The organism is Methylobacterium sp. J-078 (assembly GCF_022829285.1).
Lineage (GTDB): Bacteria > Pseudomonadota > Alphaproteobacteria > Rhizobiales > Beijerinckiaceae > Methylobacterium.
Genome location: NZ_JAKSYI010000141.1, coordinates 129,323 through 155,747, shown reverse-complemented (window position 1 = coordinate 155,747; position 26,425 = coordinate 129,323). Strand labels below are relative to the sequence as shown.

Genomic DNA, 26,425 nt, shown 5'->3' with positions numbered 1-26,425 from the left:
GCCGATGTCCAGGCACACCCGATGACGCGCCCCCTCCTCTTCGCTACCCTCGGTCTCTGTCTCGGGCTCTGCCTCGGCCTCGGGCCTGCGCGCGCCGCGTCCGAACCGCCCCTCTCCGCCCTGACCCTGGTCGGCCCGCCGGTGACCTTGTTCAAGGCGACCCGGGACGCCTGCGACGGGGTGGACGTGCCAGACGCCTCGGCACGGGCCTTTCGCGATGCGTCGGGGGCCGTCGCGCTCTTCGGGATGCATTACCGGAACCGCGCCTTCCGGGGGCCGAGCCTCGACGCGCTCAAGCTCGACTGCGCGGTCGTGCTCGAATCGGGCGGCAAGGCCGACCCGGCCGCCTACGACGACGCCTCCTGGATCACCGCGACCTGGACCGAGGACGGGCGCGACGTCGCGGCCCTGATCCATCACGAGTACCGCGCCAACGAGCATCCCGGGCGCTGCCGGTCCAAGGTCTACATGGAGTGCTGGTACAACAGCCTCGTGGCGGCGGGCTCGGCGGATGGCGGGCGCAGCTTCACCCGGACGACGCCGCCGGCGGTCGTGGCCGGGCCGCCCTTCCGCCAGGAGACCGGCCAGGGCCGCCATCGCGGCTTCTTCAACCCGTCCAACATCTTCGCGGACGGACGCTGGCGCTACTTCCTGGCCTCGACCACGGGCTGGACCGTACCGGGCAGCGACCAGTCCGCCGGGGTCTGCCTGTTCCGCTCGGACAACCCGGCCGATCCGGGCCGCTGGCGGGCCTGGACCGGATCGGGCTTCACCGCGGCCTTTCCGGACCCCTATGCGGGCCCGATCAAGGCCCCGGCCACCTGCGCACCCATCGCGCCCTTCCCGACGCCGGTCGGCGCGGTGGTGCGGCACCGGGGGAGCGGCGCCTGGATCGCGGTCTTCATGGCCAAGGCGGGCGGGGACTTCCCGCAATCCGGCTTCTACTGGACGACCTCGCGGGATCTCCTGGCCTGGGACCAGCCGCGCCTGCTCCTGGCCGGCGCCACCCTGTACGACGATCCCTGCCAGGCCCCCGGCGGCCTCATCGCCTATCCGTCCCTGCTCGATCCGGACGCGCAGGGGCGCAACTTCGACGATACCGGCGACCGCGCGATCCTGACCTACGTGACCCTGCGCACCGAGGGCTGCGCCATCACCTCGGACCGAGACCTCGTGCGGCGGCCGCTCGCCATCAAGGTCTGGCCGTAGGATCTATCTCGCGCAGCAGGTCGAGGAAGGCGCGCAGGGGCGGCGGCACCTGCCGGCGCCCGGCGTGATAGAGGAAGAATCCCGGGAAGGCCGGGCACCAATCCGCCAGCAGGCGAACGAGGCGGCCGGCGGCGAGGTGTTCCCGCACGCTGTCCTCGAACACGAATCCGAGTCCGAGCCCGTCCAGGGCGGCACGCACGATGAGGTCCTGGTCGTTGAGGATCAGTGGCCCGTCGACCGCCACCGCGATGTCGCGTCCGCCCCGCTCGAACTCCCAGCGATAGAGGCTCCCGCCCGCGAAGCGCTGGCGGATGCAGCGGTGGCCGTGAAGGTCGGCCGGGCTCTCCGGCGCGGGGCGATCCGCCAGATAGGCCGGTGATCCCACCACCGTGAAGCGCAACGGGCCGCCGAGGGGCACTGCGATCATGTCGCCGGCCAGCCGCTCACCCACGCGCACGCCGGCATCGAAGCGCCCCGCCACCACATCGGTCAGCGCGTCGTCGGCGCTGATCTCGACGCGCACGCCCGGATGGCGGGAGAGAAAGCGCGCCACCAGGGGCATCAGCACGAAGCGGCAGGCCGAGCGCGGGGCGTTGATGCGAAGCGCGCCGGTCAGGGTCTCGCGGCGGGCGCCCGCTTCCCCGACCGCCTCGGCGATCTCCGCGAAGGCGGGGGCCAGCCGCGCGAGCAGCGCCGCGCCGGCCTCGGTCGGCGCGACGCTGCGGGTGGTGCGGTTGAGGAGGCGAACGCCCAACCGGGTTTCGAGGCCGCGCAGGGCATGGCTGAGGGCTGAGGTGGAGACCCCGAGATCGAGGGCGGCCGCCCGGAAGCTCCCCCGGGTGGCGATGGCCACGAACGCCGCGAGGTCGGAGAGATCGGCGCGCTGCATTGTTGACCCCGGCTCAACGGCTCATCCCGCTTTCTTGAGCTTATCGGGGGAAAACTGCCATGGCACATCCGAGATCGGTTCACGAACCGCCCCGATCAATGAAAGCGATGGACAGGCCTATGCTGCGACGCTCCCTCGGCCGTACCGGCCTCACCGTCTCCGTGCCCGGCCTCGGCTGTATGGGCATGTCCGAGTTCTACGGCCCCGCCGACGAGGCCGCGTCCCGCGACGCCCTCGCGGGTGCTCTCGACCTCGGCTACGACTTCCTCGACACCGCCGACACCTACGGCCTCGGGCACAACGAAACCCTCCTCGGCCGCTTCCTGGCGGGGCGGCGCGACCGGGTCGTCGTCGCCACGAAGTTCGGCATCGTGCGCCGGGCCGACAGCGCGGAGCGGCGGATCGACAACACCGCCGCCTATATCGCGTCCGCCTGCGACGCCTCCCTGCGGCGGCTCGGCCTGGACACCATCGACCTCTACTACTGCCATCGCCGGAACCCGGAGACGCCGCTCGCCGAGACCGTGGGGGCGATGGCGCGCCTCGTCGAGCAGGGCAAGGTCCGGGCGCTCGGCCTGTCCGAGGTCTCGCCCGAGACCCTGCGGGCCGCCCACGCGATCCATCCGATCGCCGCCGTGCAGAGCGAGTACTCCCTCTGGAGCCGGGGGCCGGAGGACGGGATGCTGGAAACCTGCCGGGAGCTCGGCGTCACCTTCGTGGCCTATTCGCCCCTCGGGCGGGGCTTCCTCACCGGGGCGATCGATCCGGATCGCCTCGCGGCGGGCGATTTCCGGACGGGCAATCCCCGCTTCCAGGGCGAGGCCCTGGCGCAGAACCGGCGGCTTCTGACCGGCCTCGGCGGAATCGCCGAACGGCGCGGAGCGACACCGGCGCAGGTCGCCCTCGCGTGGCTGATCAGCCGGGCCCCGGATGTGGTGCCGATCCCCGGCGCGCGGCGGAGGGCGCGCCTCGCCGAGAACGCCGCCGCCGTGGATCTCGTCCTGACGCCGGGCGAGATCGCGGAGCTCGATGCCCTCTTCAGCCCGGGCGCCGTGGCCGGGGCGCGCTACGCGGAGGGCGGCACGGCGGGCATCGAGGTGCTGTGAGGTTTAGAACTGGCGCAGGTAGGGCGCCGGCTTCTGGCCGAGGATGCGCCAGGTTCCGGCGAGCCCGAGCAGGATCGCGAAGGCGACCGCCAGGGTCGCGGCGACCAGGGCGCCGGAGAGATCGAGAGTGAAGTCGAGCTTCATCACCCGCGTGACGATGATCCAGCCCGCCAGGGTGCCGGCGGCGAGGCCGAAGATCGCGGTGGCGAGGCCGAGCGCCCCGTATTCGAGGGTGTAGGCCGCAAGCAGGCGGCGCCGGGTGGCGCCCAGGGTCTTGAGCACCACGGCGTCGTAGAGCCGGGCCCGGTGGCCGGCCGCCAGCGCCCCGGCGAGCACAAACAGGCTCGCCACCACGGCGATGCCGCTGGCGCCCCGGATGGCCAGCACGAGCTTGCCGACGATGTCGCTGACGGCTTCGAGCGCTTCCTTCACCCGCACGCTGGTGACGGACGGGTAGGCCCGCGCCACGTCCCGCAGGATGCCGGCCTCGGCCCGGGCGTCGGGGCCGTTCGGGAAGGTCAGGGTGGCGAGATCCGAATGCGGCGCCCCCCGGAAGGTGCCGGGCGAGAACACCATGACGAAGTTGATGCCCAGCGATCGCCACTCGACCTTGCGCAAGTTGGCGATCCGCGCCGTGAGGGTGCGCCCGAGCACGTTGACCGTGACGCTGCTGCCGACCTTCAGATCGAGCTTGGCCGCGAGTTCGGCGTCGAACGAGACGAGGGGCGTCTTCGCCTCCTCGGCGTTCCACCAGGATCCGGCCACGAGGCTCGAGCCCTCGGGCAGATCCTCCGCGTAGGTGATGCCGCGATCGCCGTCGAGGACCCAGGCGGCTTCCTCCGGCGCCTTGATCGCCTCTGCGGGCACGTTGTTCAGGGCGGTGATCCGCCCGCGCATCATCGGGACGCGCTCGATCTTGGCGCCCGGAGCGAGGCCCCCCAGGAAGCCGTGGAAGGCGTCGGCGTCGCTGGAGGGAATGTCGAGGAAGAACAGGTTCGGGGCCTTGGCGGGCAGCGAACTCGTGAGCGTGCGCCGGACGTTGGCGTCGATCAGGCTCAGGGTCACGAGGAGCGTCACCCCGAGGCCGAGGGAGAGCACGATGGCGGGGGTCAGGGCCCCGGGCCGGTGCAGGTTGGCGAGCGCCATGCGGGGGGCGGCCATGCGCGGGCGCGGCAGGCGGCGGGCCCCCGCCATCAGCCCGATGGCGACGAGGCGCAGGAGCCCGAAGGCGAGCCCGGCCGCCACGATGAAGATCAGCGCGAGGCGCCGGTCAAAGGCGGTCCCCACGGCCAGGGCGACGAGGCCCGCCAGGGCCGCGACCAGGATCAGCCGGTAACGCAGGCGCGTGCGCCCCACGCCCGGGTCCACCACGTCGCGGAACAGGCCCGAGACCGGGATGTCGTGCGCCCGGCCGAGGGGAAGGATGGCGAAGGCGAGCGCGGTCAGGAAGCCGTAAGCGGCGGCCAGGGCGAGTTCGCCGGGGGCGATCGTGGGGTTCAGGGGCAGCGGCAGGGAATCGTGGAAGAGCGCATCGAGCCCGAACGGGAGCAGCGCGCCGACCGCAAGTCCGATCGCGATGCCGAGCGCCGCGATGAGCCCGACCTGCGTCAGGTAGAGAAGCACGACCTGGCCGCCCGGCGCGCCGACGCTCTTCAGGGTGGCGATGGAGCCGCGCTTGCGCTCGACGAAGGCCGCGACCGCATTGGCCACGCCGACGCCGCCGACGATGAGGGCCGTCAGTCCCACCAGGGTGAGGAACTGGGTGAAGCGCTCGATGCTCTTGGCGAAGCGCGGGTCCGCGTTGGTGCGGGCCCGCATCTCCCAGCCCGCATCCGGCACGGCCTTGGCGATGGAAGCCGCCCGGCTCTGCAGGGCCGCGTCGTCGGCTTCCGGGATGCGGAGCCGGTAGCTCCAGCGGTTGAGGCTGCCCGGACGGACGAGGTCGGATTTCGCGAGCGCGGCGTGCGAGATCAGGACGCGGGGCCCGAAGCCGATGCCGTTGGCGATGCGGTCGGGCTCGGAGACCAGGGTCGCGCGGATCGCGAAGGGCCGGCCCGCGATGGTGATGCGATCGCCGACCTTGAGGTCGAGGCGCGTCAGCAGCACCGGATCGGCCACGGCCCCGTCCGCGCCGTCGCGCTCCGCGAGAAGCTCGGTCAGGGGCCCGGTCGGGTCGGTGACGAGTTCGCCCGTGCTCGGATAATCGTCCCCCACCGCCTTCAGCTCGACCAGCGCCGCACCCTCGCCGGCCACCGCCATGGCGCGCAGGGTGGTCACCACCGAGACGCGGCCCTGCGCGTCGAGGGCGGCGCGCTCCTCGGGCGTCGCCGCGCGGTTGATCAGGCTGTAGGTGAGGTCGCCCCCGAGGATGCGCGCACCCTCGCGGCCGAGCCCATCGGTGAGGGAGCGCGAGATCGAGGCGACGCCGGCGATCGCCGCGACGCCGAGGGCGATGCAGGCGAGGAACACCGCGAAGCCGGACAGGCCGCCGCGCAGTTCGCGCAGGGCCAGGCGCAGCGTCAGGGGCACGCGAAGGCCGGACGAGCGTCGCGCGGGACCGGGCTCGCCCGGCCGGGACAGCGTACCGTGCATCGCTCAGGCCCGGACCGGCACGGGCTCTTCCACCCGGCCGGAGCGCAGGCGGACGGTCCGGTCGCAGAGGCGGGCGAGGCCGGGATCGTGGGTCACGAGCACCAGGGTCGCGCCCCGGTCGCGCTTGAGCGCGAACAGGAGGTCGACGATCTGGCGCCCCGTCGCCTCGTCGAGGTTTCCGGTGGGTTCGTCGGCGACCAAGATCGCCGGGTCCGGCGCGATGGCGCGGGCGATGGCGACGCGCTGCTGCTCGCCGCCGGAGAGCTGGGCCGGGTAGTGTTGCAGGCGATGACCGAGGCCGACCGCCTCGAGTTCGGCCTGGGCCCGCCGATGGGCATCCGGCTTGTCGGCCAGTTCCAGGGGCAGCGCCACGTTCTCCAGGGCCGTCATCGTGGGCACGAGGTGGAAGGCCTGGAACACGATGCCGATGCGCCGGCCCCGGAAGCGCGCGAGCGCATCCTCGTCGAGGGCGCCGAGATCCGTGCCCTCCACGACGATGCGGCCGGCATCCGGGCGCTCCAGACCGGCCATCACCATGAGCAGCGTCGACTTGCCCGAGCCCGAGGGACCGACGAGGCCCACGGCCTCTCCGGCCGCCACCGCGAGGGAGATCCCGCGCAGCACGTGAACACGGGCGGGCCCACGTCCCAGGCTCAGGTCGATGTCGGAGAGGGCGATGGTCGGTGCCGTGGCCTTGTCGGAGTTCAACGGGTGACCGATCTGTGAGGATGCGCGGACATGATGAGCCGAGGGTCGGAGTTGTGAGCGAATGGGTCTGTGTGAAGTCTCACATCGCATCGATATGGTCCGCGCGCCCAGCAGGCGCCATCCGGGTTTCGGGATCGCCGCGCTGATGGTGCTCTTTGCCGCACTCACCCTCGGGACGGCACCGGCCCGCGCCGCGCCCGATGCGGCCCCGATCAAGCTCGTGGCCTTCGGCGACAGCCTGACGGCAGGGTACCGCCTGCCCGCGAACGCTGCCTTCCCGGCCGTGCTGGAGCGTGCGCTGAAGGCGCGCGGTCGGCAGGTCGCGGTCACGAATGCGGGCGTCTCCGGCGACACGACGACGGGCGGGCTCGACCGCCTGGACTGGTCCATCCCCGACGGCACCGACGGCGTCATCCTCGAACTCGGCGCCAACGACATGCTGCGGGGCACCGACCCGGCCGTCACCCGCAAGGCCCTGGAGGCGATGATCACGCGGCTGAAGACACGCGGCATCCCCGTACTGCTCACCGGGATGAAGGCCTCGCCCAACCTAGGGCCGGACTACGTGGCACGCTTCGACGCGATCTACCCGGATCTCGCCCGCAGCCACGACCTCGTCCTCTACCCGTTCTTCCTCGACGGCATCGTCGGCGACCGCTCGGCCCATCTCGACGACGGGCTGCACCCGAACGTGAAGGGGGTCGAGACCATCGTGGCCGGCATTCTCCCCACCGTCGAGCGCTTCCTCGACCGCGTGAAGCCCGGTCCCCGCTGAACCGATGCCGCGCCTGTTCACCGGACTCGAGATCCCGCCGGAGATCGGCGCAGCGCTGGCGCTGAAGCGCGGTGCCCTTCGCGGCAGTCGCTGGATCGACCCGTCCGACTACCACATCACCCTGCGCTTCCTCGGGGACGTCGAGGTCGAGGTCGCGGAGGCCCTGCACGAGGCCCTGATCGCGGCGCGACTGCGCGCGCCGTTCTGCGTCACCCTCGACGGGCTGGCGAGCTTCGGCGGCGACCGGCCACGCGCCATCCTCGCCACGGTGGTGCCGAGCCCGGAGCTTCTCGATCTCCAGGCCGAGCAGGAACGCCTCGCCCGCCAGGCCGGGGCGGAGCCGGAGCGGCGCAAGTTCACCCCCCACGTCACCCTGGCGCGCCTGCGCCGCGAGTCAGGCCCGGCGGATGTGGCCGCCTATCTCGGCGAACGCGGCCTGTTCACGCCCCTGACCGTCCCGGTGGAGCGGGTGGCGCTGTTCTCGGCGCGGGACTCGAAGGGCGGCGGCCCCTACGTGGTCGAGGCAGCCTATCCGCTGGGCTGAGGTTGAAACGGAATTCGTGTGATCATGCGCGGGACCAATCCCGACCCATAATCGTCCCGACGAGCATCGGCGCTGCTCGAAAGCGGTCGTTCGTTGGCCATCCCGTGAGATCGGCCTGGGGTGATGAGCGGACCTCAGTTCACGAAGACCTCGATCTCTGCGAGAGAGACTGCGAAGGGCTGAATCCGGATGACGCTGCCGTCATCCTTGTAGACTTCAAGCTCATGTAGCCGCCCGTCGACTACGTGCAGGAGGAGATTGACGGCCGGTCTATGCGGACCCGGTGCAGAGCCGTCGTCATGATAGTGCCCCTCGACCGGAACCCGAACTCGAACTCCCGCCCGTGGCACATCGGCCTGGAAGCGTAGGCTGCCTTCCTGATCTACTCGGCGCGCGAGAGCGGAACGGGCTTGGGCTGCAAGTTCACTCCGGCCGGGGAAGTCGGTGGCGAGAAGAAGGTTGAGCACTGCGACCTCCCCCGGCACCAATGCGCGCCAGGGCTCGTTTACCGAGTCGCTTGGATCGACGGCGGTGCTGATCATCGAACCATCATTCCGCTGTGTAACCTATGGGTTGCAACCGGCCCCTCGCCATTCACCCCTCGCGCAACCAGCCGGTCACGGCATGCGCCTCCCGCTCGGCGGCCTCAACCGTGTCGAATAATCCTGACCTGCCCAGACCCGCGTCGGCCCACCATGAGTACCGGCCGTTTTCGTCGTCTTCGTGCTGGAGGATGCCCTCTTCATAGGCGTAGAGGCCATCACGGGTCTCGATGACCCAGAGGCAGCGTAGGCCGTCCAGGCTCGACCACTGCTCGACGAGCCTGCCGAACCCCTGCATGTGCGCGTGGCGTAGACCGAGGAGCGCGCGGGCCGCCCGCGTCCGCTTGGCGGGCGTCAGAGACATGCACATCTGTTCGACCTCGATCCGCCCGAGATGCGCGATGAGAACCTCCTCGAATACGACGTGGTCGCACGTGAGGGCCACGAGGCCGGGCACGTAACTGTCGTACTCGTCCTCCGGTCCCCACCCGCCCAGGTCGATGGGGTCCCAAATCCGGCGCAGCACGCGGCCGACATGTGTCGCGAGTCCAACGGCGCCCGCATCAGGCATCGCAGCCTCCGGGCTCCCCTGGCTCGAAGGTGATGGCGACCGAGCGTGCGCGGATCAAGCCGTTGAGACCATAGCAGGGCACGAGTTCGATCTCGATATCCTGAGGTTGGGGATCGAACGCGAGACAGCCCTGACGCTCCAGGCGATCGGGTGCACGGCGCAGGATCAATCCGCCGATGACATTCTGGATGCTGAAACCGTCGATTTGCAGGTCCATCAGACCCTCAAGGGTAAAGGTGACGATGGCGTGCCGGTCCAGTGCGAGCGCGCGGTCTGCGCCGAGCCGACCCGTGTTGCTCCAGCCGTGCAGGCGTAGGGCACTTGGCCCATTCCGATTGAGGTGCAGGCTGAGAACTCCTGCGTCGTGAAAGCTTGGGACCTGCCCGAAGTGCCTGACGAGTTCAGGGCCGCCGGACACCTCAGCGTAGATATCCCACTCCCGCGCGTCGCCTCCCGTCTGGGTCGGCGACCACGGGCGACCGTCCCAGTGGCGCATCTCCAAGGTCTCTCCCTCGGCGAATGCGTCCGCCTCGAACGCGGGATCATCCATGATCCAGGCTTCGGTGATCGCGCCTTCTCGACGCCGTATGCCGATCACAGCGGTGCCGCGCAGAAGCCTGTCGATGTACGCGCTCGTGGCGGTCGATTCCGTGTCGCCGTACTGGCCGACGAGAAGATCGGGGTGGGTGTGCCATTGAGATTGCTCGAAGCCGAGCAGAGTTTGGCCATCCTCAAGCCGCTCGACAACGAAGGTCAGAACACCGTCCGGACTGACGTGGCGTTCAACGATCATGGCACGCGTCCCCAGCGCGGACATCGTCTTGAGCGCGCCTTTGCCCACGCAGCAGCGCTTCGAGCAGGGCGATATCGTCCTCCACGTCCTCGTTCCCGCGGAAACGGGAGTACTCGATGTGTCCATCTTCGAACACGTCGATCTCAATGCGCTCCCCGACCAAGGTCACCGTGATCATGATGCTGTCGTCGCGGTGCCGGTCGAGGCGGAAGTGAACGCCTTCCTGTTCCAGCAGGCCGATAACGCGGTAGAGTTCGTGGCTCATGCTCTGGCCTATCCGATTGTCCGGCGCGCCCGGTTCGGTGGGGAGGGCTACATCGAGCCTTCGTCGCGGAGGGTCTGCAAACGGTCGAGATTGGAAGGCCGCTTTCGGATATCCCCACCCGCAGCGGCCATCCCGTCCGGGCGCCCCGAGCGCCTGCCACCCATAGCGAACCTCAGAGCCGGCGCAGGGCCACGCTTTCGATGCGGTGGCTGGCGCCCTTGGCGAGGATCAGGCTCGCCCGCTGGCGGGTCGGCAGGATGTTGTCGCGCAGGTTCGGGAGGTTGATCGTGGTCCAGAGCGTGTCGGCGATCGCGATGGCCTCGGCCTCCGTCACCTCCGCGTATTTGCGGAAATAGGAGAGCGGATCGCGGAAGGCGGTCTGGCGCAGGCGCAGGAAGCGGTTGACGTACCAGCGGTGCAGGTCGTCCTCGTGCCCGTCGAGGTAGATCGAGAAGTCGAAGAAGTCGGACACGAACGGAATCGCGGTGCCGTCGCGCGGCAGGCGCGCAGGCTGCAGCACGTTGAGGCCCTCGACGATGAGGATGTCGGGCGATTCGATGACCCGCTCCTCGCCCGGCATGACGTCGTAGACGAGGTGCGAGTAGAGGGGGGCGGCGACCCGCTTCTTGCCGGCCTTGATGTCCGTGAGGAAGCGCAGGAGGGCCGCGGTGTCGTAGCTCTCCGGAAAGCCCTTGCGCTCCATCGCGTCCATGCGGCGCAATTCGGCGTTCGGCAGGAGGAAGCCGTCCGTGGTGACGAGGTCGACCTTCGGGGTGTTCGGCCAGCGCGCCAGCAGGGCCGCCAGGACGCGGGCGGAGGTGGACTTGCCCACCGCCACGGAGCCCGCCAGGCCGATGATGTAGGGCACCTTGGTCTCGTGCTCGGCGAGCAGGAAGCGCTGGGTCGCCTTGAACAGCCCCTGCGTCGCCGCGACGTAGAGCGAGAGCAGGCGCGACAGCGGCAGGTAGATCGCCTCGACCTCCTCCACGGAGATCGGATCGTTGAGCGATTGCAGGCGCGCCACCTCTTCGGCCGCCAGGGTCAGCGGCGTGTCGGCGCGCAGCTGGGCCCATTCCTCGCGGGTGAACAGGCGGTAGGGGGAGAGCCGCTCGGAGCCTTCCCCGGTGACCGGATCCTGCCCCTGCGCGGGCATGCGCGGCGCGGCGAGCGGAACGGGCGTCTCGGCGTTCACGCCGGCCCCCGCGCGGCCTTCTCGGCGATCCCGCTCTGGGCGGTACGGCGCTCCAGCTCGGCCAGCACTTCGTCGAGGGCGATGCCGCCGCCGCGCAGCACCACGAGCAGGTGATAGAGCACGTCCGCCGCCTCGCTCACCAGCCCGGCGCGGTCACCCTGCACGGCGGCGATGGCGGCCTCCACGGCCTCCTCGCCGAGCTTCTTGGCCGCCCGCCCCTGGCCGCCGGCGAGAAGCTTGGCCGTGTAGGAGGTCTCGGGCGACGCCGCGGCGCGGTCGGCCACGAGGGCTTCGAGGTCGTTGAGCGTGAACTGGGTCATACAATCCTGGGTCCCGGCGAACCGGGCCTATCGTGCCGTCGGCGCGAGCGTGCGGCACGATGGATCATGACGCAAGGGCCGGCCGCCGGCGTGCTTACAGATCGAGGCGCATGGAAAGTCCGGCCGCCGCCATGTGGGCCTTGGCCTCGGACACGGTGTGCTGACCGAAGTGGAAGATCGAGGCCGCCAGCACGGCGCTGGCGCCGCCGTCGCGCACGCCCGCCACCAGATCGTCGAGGCCGCCGACGCCCCCCGAGGCGATGACCGGCACCGTGACGGCGTCCGCGATCGCCCGCGTCAGGCCGATGTCGTAGCCCGAGCGCATGCCGTCCCGGTCCATGGAGGTCACCAGCAATTCACCGGCCCCGCGCGCGGTGACGGTGCGGGCGAAGTCGATGGCGTCGAGGCCCGTCGCCTTGCGTCCGCCATGGGTGAAGATCTGCCAGGCCGCGGGCTCGCCGGGTCCGGAGGTGCGCTTGGCGTCGATGGCGACGACGATGCACTGGCTGCCGAACTTCTCGGCCCCGCGCGCCACGAAGTCGGGATCGTTCACCGCCGCCGTGTTGATCGAGACCTTGTCGGCCCCGGCGAGCAGCAGGGTGCGGATATCCGCCACCGTGCGGATGCCGCCGCCCACGGTCAGCGGCATGAAGCAGGCTTCCGCCGTGCGGCTGACCACGTCGAGGAGCGTGCCCCGGTCCTCGTGGCTCGCGGTGATGTCGAGGAAGCAGAGTTCGTCGGCCCCGGCGGCGTCATAGGCCTTGGCCGCTTCCACCGGATCGCCGGCATCGCGCAGTTCGAGGAACTGCACGCCCTTCACGACGCGGCCGTCCTTCACGTCGAGGCAGGGGATGATGCGGGTCTTCAGCATAAGCGGGCCTCGAACGCGTCAGGCCGCCGGGGCGGCATCGGCCGAACCGGTGGCGCGCTTGATGGCGGCCAGCGCCTCGCGCGGGTCGATGCGGCCGTCGTAGAGGGCGCGGCCCGTGATGGCGCCGGCCAGGAGCGCGCAGTCGGGCTCCAGGATGCGGTGGACGTCGTCGATGGAGGCGAGGCCGCCCGACGCGATCACGGGAATCGTCACCGCGCGGGCGAGCCCGAGAGTCATCTCGATGTTCAGGCCCTTCAGGATGCCGTCGCGGGCGATGTCCGTGTAGATGATGGCGGCGACCCCGGCATCCTCGAAGCGGCGGCCGAGTTCCTCCGCCGTCATGCTGGAGGTGGTGGCCCATCCCTCCACCGCGACGCGGCCGTCCTTGGCGTCGATGCCGACCGCGATCTTGCCGGGGTAGAGCCGGGCGGCCTCGCGCACGAAGGCCGGGTCCCGCACGGCGGCGGTGCCGATGATGACGCGGCTGACGCCCTTGGCGATCCAAGCCTCGAGGGTGCGCATCTCGCGGATGCCGCCGCCGAGCTGCACCGGCAGCTTGGTCCGGGCCAAGATCGCGTCGACGGCGCCGGCATTCATCGGCGCGCCCGCGAAGGCGCCGTCGAGGTCGACCACGTGCAGCCAGGAGAAGCCCTGCTCCTCGAAGACAGCGGCCTGGGCGGCCGGGTCGTCGCTGAACACGATGGCCTGCGCCATGTCGCCCTGCACGAGGCGGACGCAGCGCCCTTCCTTGAGATCGATGGCCGGAAACAGGATCACGCGTCGGTTCGCTTTCGGGTGTGCGGGCGGGTTGCGGGTCGGGATCGGCGTGGTTCTAGGGACGCCAGCGCAGGAAGTTGGCGAGGAGCGCGAGGCCGAGGCGCTGGCTCTTCTCCGGGTGGAACTGGGTGCCGGCGACGTTGTCGCGCGCCACCATCGCGGTGACGGCGCCGCCGTAATCGCTGTGCGCCACGCGGTCGTCGGGCCGCTCCGGGCTCAGGGCGAAGCTGTGCACGAAGTAGGCATGCAGGCCGTCCGCCCCGGTCGGGATGTCGGCCAGCAGGGCGTGGTCGCGGTCCACCTCCAGGGTGTTCCAGCCCATGTGGGGCACCTTGAGGGCCGGGTCGTCGGGCCGGATCGGGCCGACATCGCCGGGAATCCAGCCGAGCCCCGGGGTGGTGTCGTATTCGAGGCCGCGGGTCGCCAGGAGCTGCATGCCGACGCAGATGCCGAGGAAGGGACGGGCCCGCGCCTGCGCCGCATGGGTCATCGCCTCCACCATGCCGGGCACCGCGTCGAGGCCGCGGCGGCAATCGGCGTAGGCGCCGACGCCCGGCAGGACCACACGGTCCGCGTTCGCCACGGTCTCGGCCGCGTCGGTGAGGACGATCCGGGTCCCGTCGAGGCCGGCTTCCCGCGCCGCGCGCTCGAACGCCTTGGCGGCCGAGTGCAGGTTGCCCGATCCGTAATCGATGATCGCGACGGTCTCGGCGCTCACCGGCGGCCCTCGCTGAAGGGGAACATGCCGATGGCGAGATCGCTCGGCGGCACGGCGAGGCCGACATGGCCGCCTGAGGCCGGCCGGGGGAGCGGAGTCCCGCCGAGCCAGCGAAGCGCCGCCTTCATCTCGGCCTCCTCGGGGCTCGCCGCCATCACGGCGTCGCGCACGGGCCGACCCGCGCGGGCATAGGTCCAGCGCCGCAGGGACGAGGCCTCCAGGCCGATCAGCACCATGGCCAGGAGGCCGATCACGAAACCCGCCACCGGTGTCAGCCCGAGGAAGCGACCGGCGAGCGCCAGGCCGACGAGCAGGGCGAGGACGCCGAGACCGGCGAGCCAGAGACGGTGGAAGAAGAACCACAGGGGGCCGTAGGCGAACGCGGCCCAGGAGAACCCGTCCGGCACGAGGTAGGCGCGCTCGAGGCCGTGCGCCTCGCCGGCCAGGGCGTCCCGCTCCGGGTGCAGCGTGTAGGTCCGCATCACGTCTTGCCTCCTCTGCTCCGATCCGTCACGCGGATCAGAGTGAACCCTTCGTCGAGGGAACGCGCCCGCCCTCGCGCGGATCGATGGCGACGGCCTGCCGCAAGGCACGGGCCAACCCCTTGAAGCAGCTCTCCGCGATGTGATGCGCGTTGTCGCCGTACAGGGTCTCGACATGCAGCGTCAGGCCGGCATTCATCGCGAAGGCCTGGAACCACTCACGCACCAGTTCGGTGTCGAACTGGCCGATCTTCTCCACCCGGAACTGCGTGCGAAAGACCAGGAAGGGCCGGCCCGAAATGTCGATGGCAACCCGGGTCAGGGTCTCGTCCATGGGCAGATGGATGTCGGCGTAGCGGGTGATGCCGCGCTTGTCCGCCAGGGCCTGCGCGAAGGCCTGGCCCAGGGTGATACCCGTATCCTCGACGGTGTGGTGGTGATCCACGTGGAGGTCGCCGTTGACCTGCACGTCGAGGTCGAACAGGCCGTGCCGGGCGAACAATTCCAGCATGTGGTCGAAGAAGCCGACGCCGGTGGAAATCCTGGCCTGCCCGGTCCCGTCGAGGGAGAAGGCCACGCGCACGTCGGTCTCCGCGGTCTTGCGGCTGATGCTGGCGGCGCGCTGGGCCTCTGGGGTCACGGTTCGGTTCCGGTTCTGGGACGAACCCGCCTTCTAGTGCGAAGTCGGGGTCCCGTGAAGGGCGGTGGGGGCCAAATCCACCGCCGGCCGGTCAGGCCCCGATCACCCGCCCGGCGACGGCCTCGAGCTTGGCGAGCAGGGTGGCGTCGCGCTGGGCGGGCGCCGTCATGATGGCGCCGTCGAGGGCGCGCTCGCTGCCCACCGGGCAGACCTCGCGCTCGGCGGGAAAGTCGCGGGCGAGGCGGGCGACGAGGCGCGCCGCCTTGTCGGCATTGGCCCGGGCCACCGCCACCACGGCGGCGACATCCACGGCGTCATGGGTCGGGTGCCAGCAGTCGAAGTCGGTGACCATCGCGATGGTCGCGTAGGTGATCTCTGCCTCGCGGGCGAGCTTGGCCTCCGGCATGTTGGTCATGCCGATGACGTCGTAGCCCAACGCCTTGTAGGTGGTGGATTCGGCGTAGGTGGAGAATTGCGGCCCCTCCATGCAGACATAGGTGCCGCCGCGCTGGACCGCGATGTCCTCGGCTTGTGCCGCCGCCGCGATCCGGGCCTGCAGGGCGGGACCGACCGGGTGGGCCAGGGAGACGTGGGCGACGCAGCCGTTGCCGAAGAACGACGAGGCCCGTCCCACCGTCCGGTCCACGAACTGGTCGACGAGGACGAACAGGCCGGGATGCAGCTCGGCCTTGAACGAGCCGCAGGCCGAGAGGGAGACGAGGTCGGTGACACCCGCCCGCTTCAGGATGTCGATATTGGCGCGGTAGTTGATGCCTGTGGGCGAGAAGCGGTGGCCGCGCCCGTGGCGGGCCAGGAACACCACCCGGGTCTCACCGATGCGGCCGATGCGCAGGGCGTCGGAGGGCTCGCCCCAGGGGGACTCGATCCGCTCCTCGCGGACATCCTCGAGACCGGGGAGGTCGTAGACCCCCGAACCGCCCATCACGCCGAGCACCGCTGCCGTCATCCTGGTCTCCATAAAGATCGCGCCGGTCGCCCCTCCTTGGGGCGCCGGCGCGGGACATGTCAACGAAGGGGGAATCGAGAGCGAGCGGCCCCGTGGGGACCGCCCGCCCTCGGATCCGCAGGTCTCGGATCAGTAGGTCTTGTGCAGTTCGGGCTGGAGGCCGTGGACCTCGCCGCCGACCTTCGCCCAGATCTTCTTCTTCACGTAGTAGAGCAGACCCGAGAGGACGAGCAGGAACAGGATCACCCGCAGGCCGAGGGCCTTGCGCGCCATCATGTGGGGCTCGGCGGCCCAGGCCATGAACGCCGCGACGTCGTGGGAGTACTGCTCCGTCGTCTCGGGCACGACCGGCTCGCCCTTGTCGTTCTTGGCGTAGGTCACCTGCCCGTCGCTGATGGGTTTGGGCATCGCGATCAGGTGACCGGCATAGTACTTGTTGTAGTAGGTGCCGGTGGGGATCTCCTTGCCGGCCGGCGGGTCTTCGTACCCGTTCAGGAGCGCGTGGATGTAGTCCACGCCCTGCTCGGAATAGCCGACGAACGGCATCGCATCGATTACGAACAGCGGGAAGCCGCGCTCGTAGGTCCGCGCCTTGGCCAGCACCGAGAAGTCCGGCGGCGCCTTGCCGCCATTGGCGGCGGCGGCCGCCTTCTCGTTCGGGAAGGGCGACGGGAAGGCGTCGGCGGCGCGGGCGGGACGGTCGACGTCCTCACCGGCATCGTTCTGCTCCTTCACCTTGTACTGGGCGGCGAGCTCCTTGACCTGACCGGCGCTGAAGCCGGGGCCTCCCGCCTCGGCCAGGTTGCGGAAGCGCACGAGGCTCATGCTGTGGCAGCTCGAGCAGACCTCCTTGTAGACCTGGAAGCCGCGCTGGAGCTGGGCCTGGTCGAAGCGGCCGAAGATGCCGGCGAAGCTCCACTTCTCGCGGGGGGGATGGGGGGCGCCATGCTCGTCCTCTGCGTGGGCAGCAGAGACGCTCATGACAGCCGCGAGCAGGGACGCGGGGAGGAGACGGGTCGTTTTCATGGTTCTCAAAAGTCCCCTGCCCTCAACCCTTGGACGACGGTGCGGCGGCGGCACCGATCGGCATGCCGGACCCGCTCACCTGCTTGCCCGGTCCCGTCACCGTCTCGAGGATCGATCCCGGAAGGGCCTTGGGCGTCTCGAACAGGCCGACGAGCGGCATCACGAGCAGGAAGTGCAGGAAGTAGTAGGCCGTGCAGATGCGAGCCGCGATGACGTAACCACCCTCCGGCGGCTTGGCGCCGAGCCAGCCGAGCAGCACGCAGACCACCAGGAACAGCCAGAAGAACTGACGGTAGATCGGGCGGTAGTTGCAGGAGCGCACGCGGGAGGTGTCGAGCCAGGGGGCCAGCGCCAGGATGAGCACGGCGCTGAACATCAGGATGACGCCGCCGAGCTTGTCCGGCACCGCGCGCAGGATCGCGTAGAAGGGCAGGAAGTACCATTCCGGCACGATGTGCGCGGGCGTCACGGCCGGGTTGGCCGGCACGTAGTTGTCGGCGTGGCCGAGGTAGTTCGGCTGGTAGAAGATCCAGTAGGCGAAGAAGGCGAAGAACACGACCGAGGCGAACACGTCCTTGACGGTCGCGTAGGGCGTGAAGGCCACCGCGTCCTTGCCGGACTTGATCGGGATGCCGGCCGGGTTGTTCTGGCCCGTCACGTGCAGCGCCCAGACGTGCAGGACGACGACGCCCGTAATCATGAACGGCAGCAGGTAATGCAGCGAGAAGAAGCGGTTCAGGGTCGGGCTGCCGACCGAGTAGCCGCCCCAGAGCAGGCTCTGGATGGTCTCACCCACCACCGGGATCGCGCCCAGGATGCTGGTGATGACGGTGGCGCCCCAGAAGCTCATCTGGCCCCACGGCAGGGTGTAGCCCAGGAAGGCGGTGGCCATCATCAGGAGGTAGATGATCACGCCGAGGATGTAGAGCACCTCGCGCGGGGCCTTGTACGACCCGTAGTACAGCGCCCGGAAGATGTGCACGTAGACCGCCACGAAGAACATCGAGGCGCCGTTGGCGTGCATGTAGCGCAGGAGCCAGCCGTAATTCACGTCGCGCATGATGTGCTCGACGGAGTTGAAGGCGTTGGCGGCGGAGGGGTCGTAATGCATCGCCAGCCAGATGCCGGTGACGATCTGCGAGACCAGCATGGCGATCAGGATCGCGCCGAAGGTCCAGAAGTAGTTCAGGTTCCGCGGCACCGGAAAGGACACGAAGGACGAATGCACCAGCCCGATCAGGGGCAGGCGCGATTCGAACCACTTCGCCAGGGCACTCTTGGGAACGTAGGTATTGCCGTGTGCGCTCATGGGGCGACCCGCTCCAATTCCTGTTTCACTGTGTCAGGCGACCGCCTTGCCACCCTCTTCGCCGATCCGGATCTTCGAATCCGACTCGAACACGTAGGGTGGGATGGGCAGGTTCGACGGGGCGGGACCCCGGCGGACGCGGCCGGACGTATCGTAGAGCGAGCCGTGGCAGGGGCAGGACCAGCCCTCGTACTGCCCCTGATGCCCGATCGGCACGCAACCGAGATGGGTGCAATTGCCGTAGACGACGAGCCACTTGGCGTGGCCCTGCTTGACGCGGGCCGAGTCGGCCTGCGGATCGATGAGGTCGGCCAACTTGACCTCGGAGGCCTCCTTGACCTCCTTCTCCGTCCGGTTCCGGACGAAGATGAGCTTGCCGCGCCAGAACACGTTGACGATCTGGCCTTCCTGGATCGGCGTCAGGTCGACTTCGAGGGGCGCACCGGCCGCGATGGTCTCCGCATCCGGCGCCATCGAGGCGACGAAGGGCCAGGCGAGCGCGCCCGCACCGACCGCGAGCCCGGCACCGGTCGCGAGGAACATGAAGTCGCGCCGCGTACCGTCCGGCGCGCCGTGGGGGCTCTCGGGGTGGCCTGCCGTATTCGCCAAGTGTCAAGCTCCAAGCATGAATGCGCCGGGTGACCGTTGTCCCAACTTGCGGCGATGGCCGGCAGGGACCTTAGAGGCTTTCAAAGGAATGTCAGCCCGGCGGGACGGAAGCACCATCCCACAGGATTGTGCAATGCGACCCCGCGTCACCGGAAGTCAAGGCGCGAAGCCCTTCGGATCATGCGCTTAACCGTCGTGCCGCGGACCCGTTGCGGCGAGGCCGCGGCGGCATTCTAAGAGGCATGCACCAGCGCGCCAGACTCGAACGCTTCCAGGTCGAGCCATGCGCCGTGCGTCGGGTCTTGGTCCGGGTCCGGGGGTGAGGCCGGGTCGAATCGAACCCGTCGCGCCCTCGAAGCGGTGCAACCGGCCGCACCATCGGATCGCGCCGCGCCCGGTTCGATGCTATCCGTCGGGGTGCGCGACGGGCGCGTGTCCCGGCGGGAACTTCCGCTTGCCACGGGGTGCCATTCCGGGTTGAGACGCGGATGCACCGCATCGGCGCTATGCCGCGTGTGCGAAGGCGGGGCGATCGGCTACCTCGGACGGACCCGCTCGGCCGCCGGATCGGGCGTCGGCCTCGAAGGATTCGATGGACATCAACGACCCGCAATTCCTCGTCGCGGTCCTTCAGATCGTGTGGATCGACCTGCTTCTCTCGGGCGACAACGCGATCGTCATCGCCATGGCGTGCCGGGGCCTGCCCGAGAACCGTCGGCGCACGGGTATCCTCCTCGGCGCCGCCACCGCCGTGGCGTTGCGCATCCTGTTCGCGCTGATCGTCTCGACGCTCCTCGAGATTCCCCTCCTGCGCATCGTCGGCGGCCTCCTGCTCGTGACGATCGCGGTGAAGCTCGCGGTGGGCGAAGCCGAGCCCGACCCCACGGTGGCCGCGAGCGGGACGCTCTGGCGCGCCGTCCGCACCATCGCGATCGCCGACGCGGTGATGAGTCTCGACAACGTGGTGGCGGTGGCGGCGGCCGCGAAGGGGCACACGGCGCTCTTCGCCTTCGGACTCGTGCTCTCGATTCCCCTCATCATCATGGGCGCCTCGCTGATCACCGCGCTGCTGATCCGGTTTCCCGTCGTCGTCTGGGCCGGTGCGGCGCTGCTGGGCTGGATCGCCGGGGAGATGATCGCCACCGATCCGCTGATCGCCGGACGGCTTCCGCTTGCGCCCCACCTTCCCGCGATCACGGGAGGCGCGGTCGCGCTCCTCGTCGTCGGCCTCGCATTCCTGCTCACGCAGCGCCGGACCGCGATGCGGGAGGAGCCGCGTGGCTAGCCTGCCCGCCTGGGGGCCGGCCTGGCGCGATCCGGGCGCGGAGGGCGTCACACCCGGCGCGATCCCGACCCCCGCCGAGCTCGTCGATCCGATCGCGGCGCTGAAGGAGGGTGCGGGGGGTGTCGACCTCGCGCTCGTCTCCGTGGCGCTGGCCCTGGTCGGCCTGGTGCTCATCGGCATCCGCATCGGGCGGCGGCGCCGGCAGAATGCGATCGCGCGGCGCAGCGCCCACGAGGCCCAGACGCTCCTGCGCGACCTGTTCGAGGCCTCGGCGGACCGTCAATTCATCTTTCACGTCAAGCCGCCGGCGGATTTCCGCCTCGCGAACTGGAATCCGGCCGCCGCCGCCGCCTCGGGCAAGGGCGACGAGGCCCTGGGTCGGCCGGTCGACGCCGTCCTCCCCCCCATCCAGGCCGCGCGGATGCGCACCGCCCTGGCGCGCACCCTTGTCAGCGGCAAGACCGTGCGCCTGGAAGACCATGCCGAAGGGTCTTTCTTCGAGGCCGTGCATGTTCCGCTGCGCGATCCCGTCACCCGGGCGATCGATCGCGTCTATGTGGGCATCCACGACATCAGTCACCTCAAGCTCGCCGAGGCCGAGGCGCGCGAGGCCAACCGGCTCCTGGTCCTGGCCGAGCAGGTCGCCCATGTGGGGCACTGGGATCTCCAGCTGCAGGCGCGCCGCCTCACCTGGTCCGACGAGGTGTACCGCATCCACGGCCTCGACCCCGCGACCTTCACGCCGACGATCCGCAACAGCCTCGCCGCCTACCATCCGGACGATCGCGCCTCCGCCCGGGCGATCGTCACGCGCGCCATCCGGCGCCGGGAGGGCTTCGACATCGCGCTGCGGCTGGTGCGTCCCTCGGGGGAGGTCCGTGACGTCCTGGTGCGCGGCCTCTGCCAGTTCGAGCACGGCAGCGCGGGACGGCTCGGATCGCCGCGCTCGATCTTCGGCGTCGTCGCCGACGTCACGGAGGTGAAGCAGGCCGAGCGCGCGCTCGCGGACAAGTCGGCGCTGCTGGAGGCGACCCTCGAGAGCATGGATCAGGGCCTCCTGCTCATCGGCGCGGACGGCTCGGTCCCGGTCATCAACCGGCGCGCCGTCGAGATCCTGTCTCTACCCGCCGCCCTGATGGCGCGGCAGCCCGATTACCGCGCCATCCGGCTCCACCTGCGCGAGAGCGGCGCCTGGGGCACGTCGATCCAGGATCCCCGCCACTGGCTCCTCGACGAGAACCGCCGCACCACCGACCTGCGCTCGGAGCGGCGGCGCCAGGACGGCAGCGTGATCGAGGTCCGCTCCCTGCCGATGCACACAGGTCAGGGACACGTGCAGACCCTGACGGACATCACGCACCGGCGGCGGTCCGAGGAGCGCCTGCGCGAGAGCGAGGCCCGCTTCCGGCTCCTGGCGGACTACACCTCGGATCTCATCGTCCTCGACGATGCGGCCGGCCGTCATCGCTACATCTCGCCCGCCGTGACGAGCATGCTCGGCTACTCCGCCGAGGAAGCCGACGCGATCGGTCTGCGCACGCTGGTCCACGGCGAGGACGGCGCCAACCTCGACGCCACCCTCCGGGCCCTCGGGGCCGAGCAACCGACCGGATCTGCGATCTACCGGATGCGTCGGAAGGCCGGAAGCTGGATCTGGGTCGAGGCGGCGTTCCGGCGGATCGAGGACACCAACGGCATCCAGATCATCCAGGCCATCCGCGACGTCTCGGATCGCCAGACCCAGGAGGCCGACCTCAAGAGCGCCCGGGCCGCCGCCGAGGCCGGCGCGCGGGCCAAGGCCGAGTTCCTGGCCAACATGAGCCACGAACTCCGAACCCCGCTGGCCGGCATCCTCGGCGTGCACGATCTCCTGCGGGAGGACGCGACGCTGACCCGCGACCAGGCGCGCCTCGTGGGTCTCGCCCGCGAATCGGGTCGCTCGCTCCTCACCATCGTCAACGACATCCTCGACTTCTCGAAGATCGAGGCCGGTCACCTGACGATCGAGGCCCTCCCCTTCAGCCTGCTGGCCCTGATCGAGGGCTGCCGCGAACTCAGTGCCGAGACGCTTCAGGATCGCCCGGTCGCCTTCAGCATCGCGATCGCACCGGACGTTCCCGACTGGGTCCTGGGAGATCCAACGCGCCTGCGTCAGGTCATCCTGAACCTCATCACGAACGCGATCAAATTCACGCCGCAGGGGACGGTGACCCTGCGGGCCTCCTGGCTCCGCGATCCCGCCGAGAACCGCCGCAGCCGCGCGCGCCTCCGGATCGAGCTCGTCGATACGGGCATCGGCATCCTGCCCGAGACCCTGCCGCACCTTTTCGAGCGCTTCGCCCAGGCGGACGGCTCGACCTCGCGCAAGTACGGCGGGACCGGGCTCGGCCTCACCATCTGCCGGCGCCTGGTGCAGCTCATGGGCGGCGAGATCGGGGTCGAGAGCCGGTTCGGCGCCGGGTCGACCTTCTGGTTCGAGGTACCGCTGCGGCTGGCCGAGGCGGAGAGCGCGGCGGAGGATCGGTCGTCGTCGCTGCTCCAGGCCACCGCCGGGGCGGCCTGGCGGGTCCTGCTGGCCGAGGACAACGCCATCAATCAGGAGATCATCGGCACGGTGCTGCGCCAGAAGGGGCATGCGGTCACGGTGGTGGAGGACGGCGAGCGCGCCGTGGCGGCCGCCCTCGACCAGGGTCCCCTCGACCTCGTGCTGATGGACGTCCAGATGCCGGGCCAGGACGGACTCGCGGCGACCCGGGCCATCCGCGCCCGCGAGCGGGCGGAGGGGCGGGGCCGGCTCCCGATCATCGCCCTGACCGCCAACGCGATGAGCGAGGAGATCGAGCGCTGCCACGCCGCCGGCATGGACGCGCACGTCGCCAAGCCCGTCGACTGGTCCGTGCTCTTCAAGACGATGGAGCGCCTCGCCCGGGAGCCCGGCTCGGACGACGCCCGCGGGGCGGCGGCCGCGACGCGGTAAAGACGCGAGATCGAAGCGCCCTGAACGAGGACCGTACCCCCGACAGCGGAACGCCCCGCCCCGGGTGGGGCGAGGCGCTCGGCGTCTCGGCGTTGAAACGGCGGAAGGCTCAGTAGGCCGCCGGGTCCGGGCTGTCGCTCGGCGCGGCGAACTGCTTGGCCATCGCTTCGCTCATGGGCAGGTTCAGGTTGATGCCGCGCGGCGGGATCGGCTTCGTGAACCACTTGTCGTACAGGGCCTTGCCCTCCGGGCTCTTGTAGAGCTTCGCGGTGGCCTCATCGACGACGGCCTTGAACGGGGCGTCGTCCTTGCGCAGCATGATGCCGTAGGGCTCAGGCTTCGACAGGGCCTCGCTGGAGATCGCGTAGGCACCCGGCTCCTTCGAGCTGGCGGCGAGCGACGCCAGCAGCACGTCGTCCATGACGAAGGCCGCGGCGCGACCGGTCTCGACCATCAGGAAGGCCTCCGCGTGGTCCTTGGCCGGCAGGATCGTCAGGCCGAGGTTGCGCGCGGTGTTCGCCTCGTTGATCTGGCGGATGTTGGTGGTGCCGGAGGTCGAGACGACGGTCTTGCCCTTCAGGTCCTCGATCTTGTCGAGCTTGGCCGACTTCTTGGCGACGTAGCGCGTCGCGGTCAGGAAGTGGGTGTTGGTGAAGGTCGCCTGCTTCTGGCGATCGGGGTTGTTCGTGGTGGAACCGCACTCGAGGTCGATCGTGCCGTTGGCGATCAGCGGGATGCGGGTGGCCGAGGTGACCGGGTTCAGCTTCACCTCGAGGTTCGGAAGCTTGAGGTTGGTCTTCACGGCCTCGGCGATCTTCTGGCAGATCTCGAAGGCGTAGCCGACGGGCTTCTGGTCGCCGTCGAGATACGAGAACGGAACGGAGGCGTCCCGGTAGCCGATGGTGATCGCGTTGGTTTCCTTGATCTTCTTCAGGGTCCCCGTGAGGTCTTGCGCCTGGGCGCTCCCGCCCGCGGACACGGCCACGGCAAGGCTGAGTGCCAGTGCGGAGAGGGTGGATCTCTGATGACTCGAACGCATCTGCAAGGATGACTCCTGAAGGCCGACCGCCCCATCGGCGGTCGTTGGGACTTGACCGAAGGCAACGTAGCAGCGGTGTATACCACCGCAATCGTTGTTTTCGCACTTTCCAGGGTGGAAGTGCCCTCGCCCCAGGCAAGGGGTATGCCGCGCGACTCACGCGTCCGTCGGCGCGCACGAAACGATTTGCGCGCGCAGAGGGCATCCCGTAGGCCGGGCCGCCTGACGATCTCCTCCCCCGCGATGCGTCGAGCCGAAACGCAAAAAGGCCCGACTTTTCAGCCGGGCCAGTCCGCATGTCTCGAAGATACTGGGCATTGTCCGATCCGGGCTCGCACTGGAACCCGGATCGGACGTGGTGTTGGCGCTTAGAAGTCGCGCTGGACGCGGGCGCGGACCTGGAAGGTGTCGGCCGAGGTGACGGTGCGAACGTTGGCACCGGCGTTGATCTGAGCAGCCGTCACACCAGCGTTGCTGTACTGGTCGATCACGCGGCCGTTCGTAACGCCGACCTTGGTGTAGAAGCCCTCGAGACCGATATCGAGATCCTTCACCGGCGACCAGATCAGGCTCGCACCGGCGACGATCTGGTAGTTGTCGCGCAGGGTGGGGCTCAGCGCGAAGGCGCGGGTTCCGGGAGCACCGACGAAGTTGTTCGATGCACCAGTTCCAGCGAAGGCCGTACCGGCATAGACGGCGGCATTCGCCTCGCGAGCGCCACGAGCGAAGCTCATCTCGCCGTAGCTGCCGAACACGGCCGAACGCCACTCAGGCGACCAGTAGTGCAGGAACGAACCAACCACCGTGAAGCTGGTGGACGCCTCGATCTTGCCGGTGATCGGGTTGAGCGTCGCGTCGGCCATGTAGGGGTCGAACGCGGCACCGTTGATGGTGCTGGCACGCGAGGTGTAGCTGCCGTTGTACGAGGAGTAGCCGGTGTAGAGGGTCGCGCCCTCGCCGTAAGCGCCCTGCAGGTACAGGGTGTCGCCCGGGGCGATGAACGGCATGTTGATCTTCACGCCAGCCTGGACGGCGTAGCCGTACTCGGTCGAGGCGCGCGCGCCGGGGCCGACGAAGTTGGGGGCGAACAGGCCGTTGGCGACGCCAGCGAGGGCTGCCGGGTTGAACGCGTTGCTGGTGTTCAGGTCCTTGACGGCAGCGGAGAGCTGAGCAGAGCCCCAGGCCGCATCGTAGCGGAGCACGCCGACGAAGTCGGGCATCCGGTTACGCTGGGAAACGTCGACGGCCGAGAAGGTCGGGACGCCGAGGGCGTTCGTCGAGATGACCACGCGCGAGAGGGCGCCGACCGTCTGCGATTCCTGCGAGTAGATCGTGTTGCGGCGGAACGTCGGATCTTCCAGCGAGACCGTTGCGGAGAAGCCGTCGCTGCCGAGCTTGGTCGTGTAGGCGAGCAGGTTGGTGGACTGGACGTCGGAGTTGGCGGTGGCGCCGGCGAACTCGAAGTCGTGGGCGTAGAAGTCGAAGAACGAGGAGGCGCGACCGGCGGTGAGGCCGGCGAACTGGATGAACGCCTTGTCGGTGTTCACGAACTGCTGGACGCGGCCGGCCTGATCCTGACCGGTGGCGGCGAAGGCGTTGCCGATACGCTCCTGCGTGCCGGAGCGGAGGCCACCCGTCGCAGCGGTGCGCGAGGAGAACTGGAGACGCACGAAGGCGCGCAGGGTGCCGTAGCCGGTCTGGGTGCGGGCGTCGACGTTGATGCGGGCGAGGCCGATGTAGCCGGTGGTGTCACCCTGCGAGCCGAGGCTGGTGCGGGCTGCGGTCGGCTGGTAGCCGATGTCGAGGCGGGCGCGGCCCGAGAGACGAATGCAGGTATCCGTGCCGGGGATGTAGAAGAAGCCGGCGCCGTAGGCGGAGCAGACGCGGACGTATTCGATCGGGGCGGCCTTCTTGACCGGGAGGTCGGCTGCCTGTGCTCCGGCGACCGCGGCAAACCCTGCTGCGGAGGCGAGAAGCGAGCTCTTCAAGAGCTTCATTGATATCTCCAAAAGCTTCGAGACCCGAGGGAAGGCATACTGCGCCCGAGATCTTCGAAGACCTCGATGTCGCGTCACCCTTTGTTTTTGAATGACCGAGCGTTGACCGCTGGAAATTGCGTTGCTGCCCTGGCGTTGCCCCCAGTGCAAAATCACTCTGTGCGAGCGGGTTAACGGCGGCAACTCGGAATCGTGATCGAGACGGCGGTTCCCCGATGCTGT

At 69.7% G+C, this 26,425-nt stretch carries 26 protein-coding genes; 6 read left to right on the top strand and 20 right to left on the bottom strand.

The genetic code is table 11. The features are described from left to right. The first annotated feature begins 21 nt into the window (after positions 1-21). Positions 22-1,209 carry a hypothetical protein gene (locus MKK58_RS25475; RefSeq protein WP_243915736.1) on the top strand — a complete coding sequence of 396 codons (1,188 nt, stop codon included), beginning with the start codon at positions 22-24 and terminating at the stop codon, positions 1,207-1,209. Here MKK58_RS25475 and MKK58_RS25470 read toward each other — a convergent pair. Then, positions 1,193-2,098: a LysR family transcriptional regulator gene (locus MKK58_RS25470; RefSeq protein WP_243915735.1), complete on the bottom strand. Its 906-nt coding sequence runs from the start codon at positions 2,096-2,098 to the stop codon at positions 1,193-1,195. The genes MKK58_RS25475 and MKK58_RS25470 overlap by 17 nt on opposite strands. Before the next feature lie 119 nt (positions 2,099-2,217). Here MKK58_RS25470 and MKK58_RS25465 point away from each other — a divergent pair, with 119 nt between their 5' ends. Beyond that, complete coding sequence (locus MKK58_RS25465) at positions 2,218-3,204, top strand: aldo/keto reductase (protein WP_243915734.1); 987 nt, start codon at positions 2,218-2,220, stop codon at positions 3,202-3,204. A 3-nt stretch (positions 3,205-3,207) separates the two neighbouring features. Here MKK58_RS25465 and MKK58_RS25460 read toward each other — a convergent pair whose 3' ends face one another. Both MKK58_RS25460 and MKK58_RS25455 read right to left on the bottom strand, forming a co-directional pair. Beyond that, on the bottom strand, positions 3,208-5,796 hold the full coding sequence (locus tag MKK58_RS25460) for an ABC transporter permease (RefSeq protein WP_243915733.1): 2,589 nt from the start codon (positions 5,794-5,796) through the stop codon (positions 3,208-3,210). Between the two features lie 3 nt (positions 5,797-5,799). Then, positions 5,800-6,504 carry an ABC transporter ATP-binding protein gene (locus MKK58_RS25455; protein ID WP_243915732.1) on the bottom strand — a complete coding sequence of 235 codons (705 nt, stop codon included), beginning with the start codon at positions 6,502-6,504 and terminating at the stop codon, positions 5,800-5,802. A gap of 145 nt (positions 6,505-6,649) precedes the next feature. Here MKK58_RS25455 and MKK58_RS25450 point away from each other — a divergent pair, with 145 nt between their 5' ends. After that, positions 6,650-7,279, top strand: coding sequence for an arylesterase (locus MKK58_RS25450; RefSeq protein WP_243915731.1), 630 nt, complete (start codon positions 6,650-6,652; stop codon positions 7,277-7,279). Positions 7,280-7,283: 4 nt separating this feature from the next. Next, positions 7,284-7,823 (top strand): RNA 2',3'-cyclic phosphodiesterase, encoded by a 540-nt coding sequence (gene thpR, locus MKK58_RS25445; protein ID WP_243915730.1) that lies wholly within the window; start codon positions 7,284-7,286, stop codon positions 7,821-7,823. A 134-nt stretch (positions 7,824-7,957) separates the two neighbouring features. On the opposite strand, the gene MKK58_RS25440 is transcribed toward thpR, so the two are convergent. The 15 genes from MKK58_RS25440 to petA form a co-directional block, all read right to left on the bottom strand. After that, positions 7,958-8,365: a DUF6984 family protein gene (locus tag MKK58_RS25440; RefSeq protein WP_243915729.1), complete on the bottom strand. Its 408-nt coding sequence runs from the start codon at positions 8,363-8,365 to the stop codon at positions 7,958-7,960. A gap of 52 nt (positions 8,366-8,417) precedes the next feature. Continuing rightward, positions 8,418-8,936 (bottom strand): hypothetical protein, encoded by a 519-nt coding sequence (locus MKK58_RS25435; RefSeq protein WP_243915728.1) that lies wholly within the window; start codon positions 8,934-8,936, stop codon positions 8,418-8,420. Beyond that, on the bottom strand, positions 8,929-9,729 hold the full coding sequence (locus tag MKK58_RS25430) for an immunity 50 family protein (RefSeq protein WP_243915727.1): 801 nt from the start codon (positions 9,727-9,729) through the stop codon (positions 8,929-8,931). Before MKK58_RS25430 ends, MKK58_RS25435 begins: the two co-directional genes overlap by 8 nt. Further along, positions 9,719-9,994, bottom strand: a complete 276-nt coding sequence (locus tag MKK58_RS25425; RefSeq protein ID WP_243915726.1) for a hypothetical protein — start codon at positions 9,992-9,994, stop codon at positions 9,719-9,721. Before MKK58_RS25425 ends, MKK58_RS25430 begins: the two co-directional genes overlap by 11 nt. A 172-nt stretch (positions 9,995-10,166) precedes the next feature. Further along, positions 10,167-11,147: a type I pantothenate kinase gene (coaA, locus tag MKK58_RS25420; RefSeq protein ID WP_243915838.1), complete on the bottom strand. Its 981-nt coding sequence runs from the start codon at positions 11,145-11,147 to the stop codon at positions 10,167-10,169. 35 nt (positions 11,148-11,182) lie between these two features. Next, positions 11,183-11,506, bottom strand: coding sequence for a phosphoribosyl-ATP diphosphatase (locus MKK58_RS25415; RefSeq protein WP_243915725.1), 324 nt, complete (start codon positions 11,504-11,506; stop codon positions 11,183-11,185). Positions 11,507-11,600: 94 nt separating this feature from the next. Then, entirely contained in the window at positions 11,601-12,377 is a 777-nt protein-coding gene (gene hisF, locus MKK58_RS25410; protein WP_243915724.1) for an imidazole glycerol phosphate synthase subunit HisF, read from the bottom strand. 18 nt (positions 12,378-12,395) lie between these two features. After that, the gene (hisA, locus tag MKK58_RS25405; RefSeq protein WP_243915723.1) at positions 12,396-13,154 is read right to left on the bottom strand and encodes a 1-(5-phosphoribosyl)-5-[(5-phosphoribosylamino)methylideneamino]imidazole-4-carboxamide isomerase; all 759 of its coding nucleotides are present in this window, start codon (positions 13,152-13,154) and stop codon (positions 12,396-12,398) included. A 55-nt stretch (positions 13,155-13,209) separates the two neighbouring features. Further along, positions 13,210-13,872: an imidazole glycerol phosphate synthase subunit HisH gene (gene hisH / locus MKK58_RS25400; protein WP_243915722.1), complete on the bottom strand. Its 663-nt coding sequence runs from the start codon at positions 13,870-13,872 to the stop codon at positions 13,210-13,212. Beyond that, on the bottom strand, positions 13,869-14,354 hold the full coding sequence (locus MKK58_RS25395) for a DUF2628 domain-containing protein (protein WP_243915721.1): 486 nt from the start codon (positions 14,352-14,354) through the stop codon (positions 13,869-13,871). The genes hisH and MKK58_RS25395 overlap by 4 nt, the downstream gene beginning before the upstream one ends. A 37-nt stretch (positions 14,355-14,391) precedes the next feature. Continuing rightward, on the bottom strand, positions 14,392-14,994 hold the full coding sequence (gene hisB / locus MKK58_RS25390; RefSeq protein ID WP_243915720.1) for an imidazoleglycerol-phosphate dehydratase HisB: 603 nt from the start codon (positions 14,992-14,994) through the stop codon (positions 14,392-14,394). 91 nt (positions 14,995-15,085) lie between these two features. Continuing rightward, entirely contained in the window at positions 15,086-15,961 is an 876-nt protein-coding gene (locus tag MKK58_RS25385; RefSeq protein WP_243915719.1) for an S-methyl-5'-thioadenosine phosphorylase, read from the bottom strand. A gap of 129 nt (positions 15,962-16,090) precedes the next feature. Then, entirely contained in the window at positions 16,091-16,987 is an 897-nt protein-coding gene (locus MKK58_RS25380) for a cytochrome c1 (protein ID WP_243915718.1), read from the bottom strand. A 22-nt stretch (positions 16,988-17,009) separates the two neighbouring features. Next, a complete protein-coding gene (locus MKK58_RS25375; protein ID WP_238278689.1) occupies positions 17,010-18,296 on the bottom strand; it encodes a cytochrome b in 1,287 nt (428 codons plus the stop codon). 33 nt (positions 18,297-18,329) lie between these two features. Beyond that, positions 18,330-18,905: a ubiquinol-cytochrome c reductase iron-sulfur subunit gene (petA, locus tag MKK58_RS25370; RefSeq protein WP_279578560.1), complete on the bottom strand. Its 576-nt coding sequence runs from the start codon at positions 18,903-18,905 to the stop codon at positions 18,330-18,332. A gap of 592 nt (positions 18,906-19,497) precedes the next feature. On the opposite strand from petA, the gene MKK58_RS25365 reads away from it, so the two are divergent. After that, positions 19,498-20,190 (top strand): TerC family protein, encoded by a 693-nt coding sequence (locus MKK58_RS25365; protein ID WP_243915717.1) that lies wholly within the window; start codon positions 19,498-19,500, stop codon positions 20,188-20,190. Further along, positions 20,183-23,167 (top strand): PAS domain S-box protein, encoded by a 2,985-nt coding sequence (locus tag MKK58_RS25360; RefSeq protein ID WP_243915716.1) that lies wholly within the window; start codon positions 20,183-20,185, stop codon positions 23,165-23,167. Before MKK58_RS25365 ends, MKK58_RS25360 begins: the two co-directional genes overlap by 8 nt. Positions 23,168-23,276: 109 nt before the next feature. Here the strand turns inward: MKK58_RS25360 and MKK58_RS25355 are convergent, their stop codons facing one another. Beyond that, positions 23,277-24,206: an amino acid ABC transporter substrate-binding protein gene (locus MKK58_RS25355; protein WP_243915715.1), complete on the bottom strand. Its 930-nt coding sequence runs from the start codon at positions 24,204-24,206 to the stop codon at positions 23,277-23,279. Positions 24,207-24,574: 368 nt separating this feature from the next. Then, a complete protein-coding gene (locus MKK58_RS25350; RefSeq protein WP_243915714.1) occupies positions 24,575-26,203 on the bottom strand; it encodes a porin in 1,629 nt (542 codons plus the stop codon). Positions 26,204-26,425 lie beyond the last annotated feature (222 nt).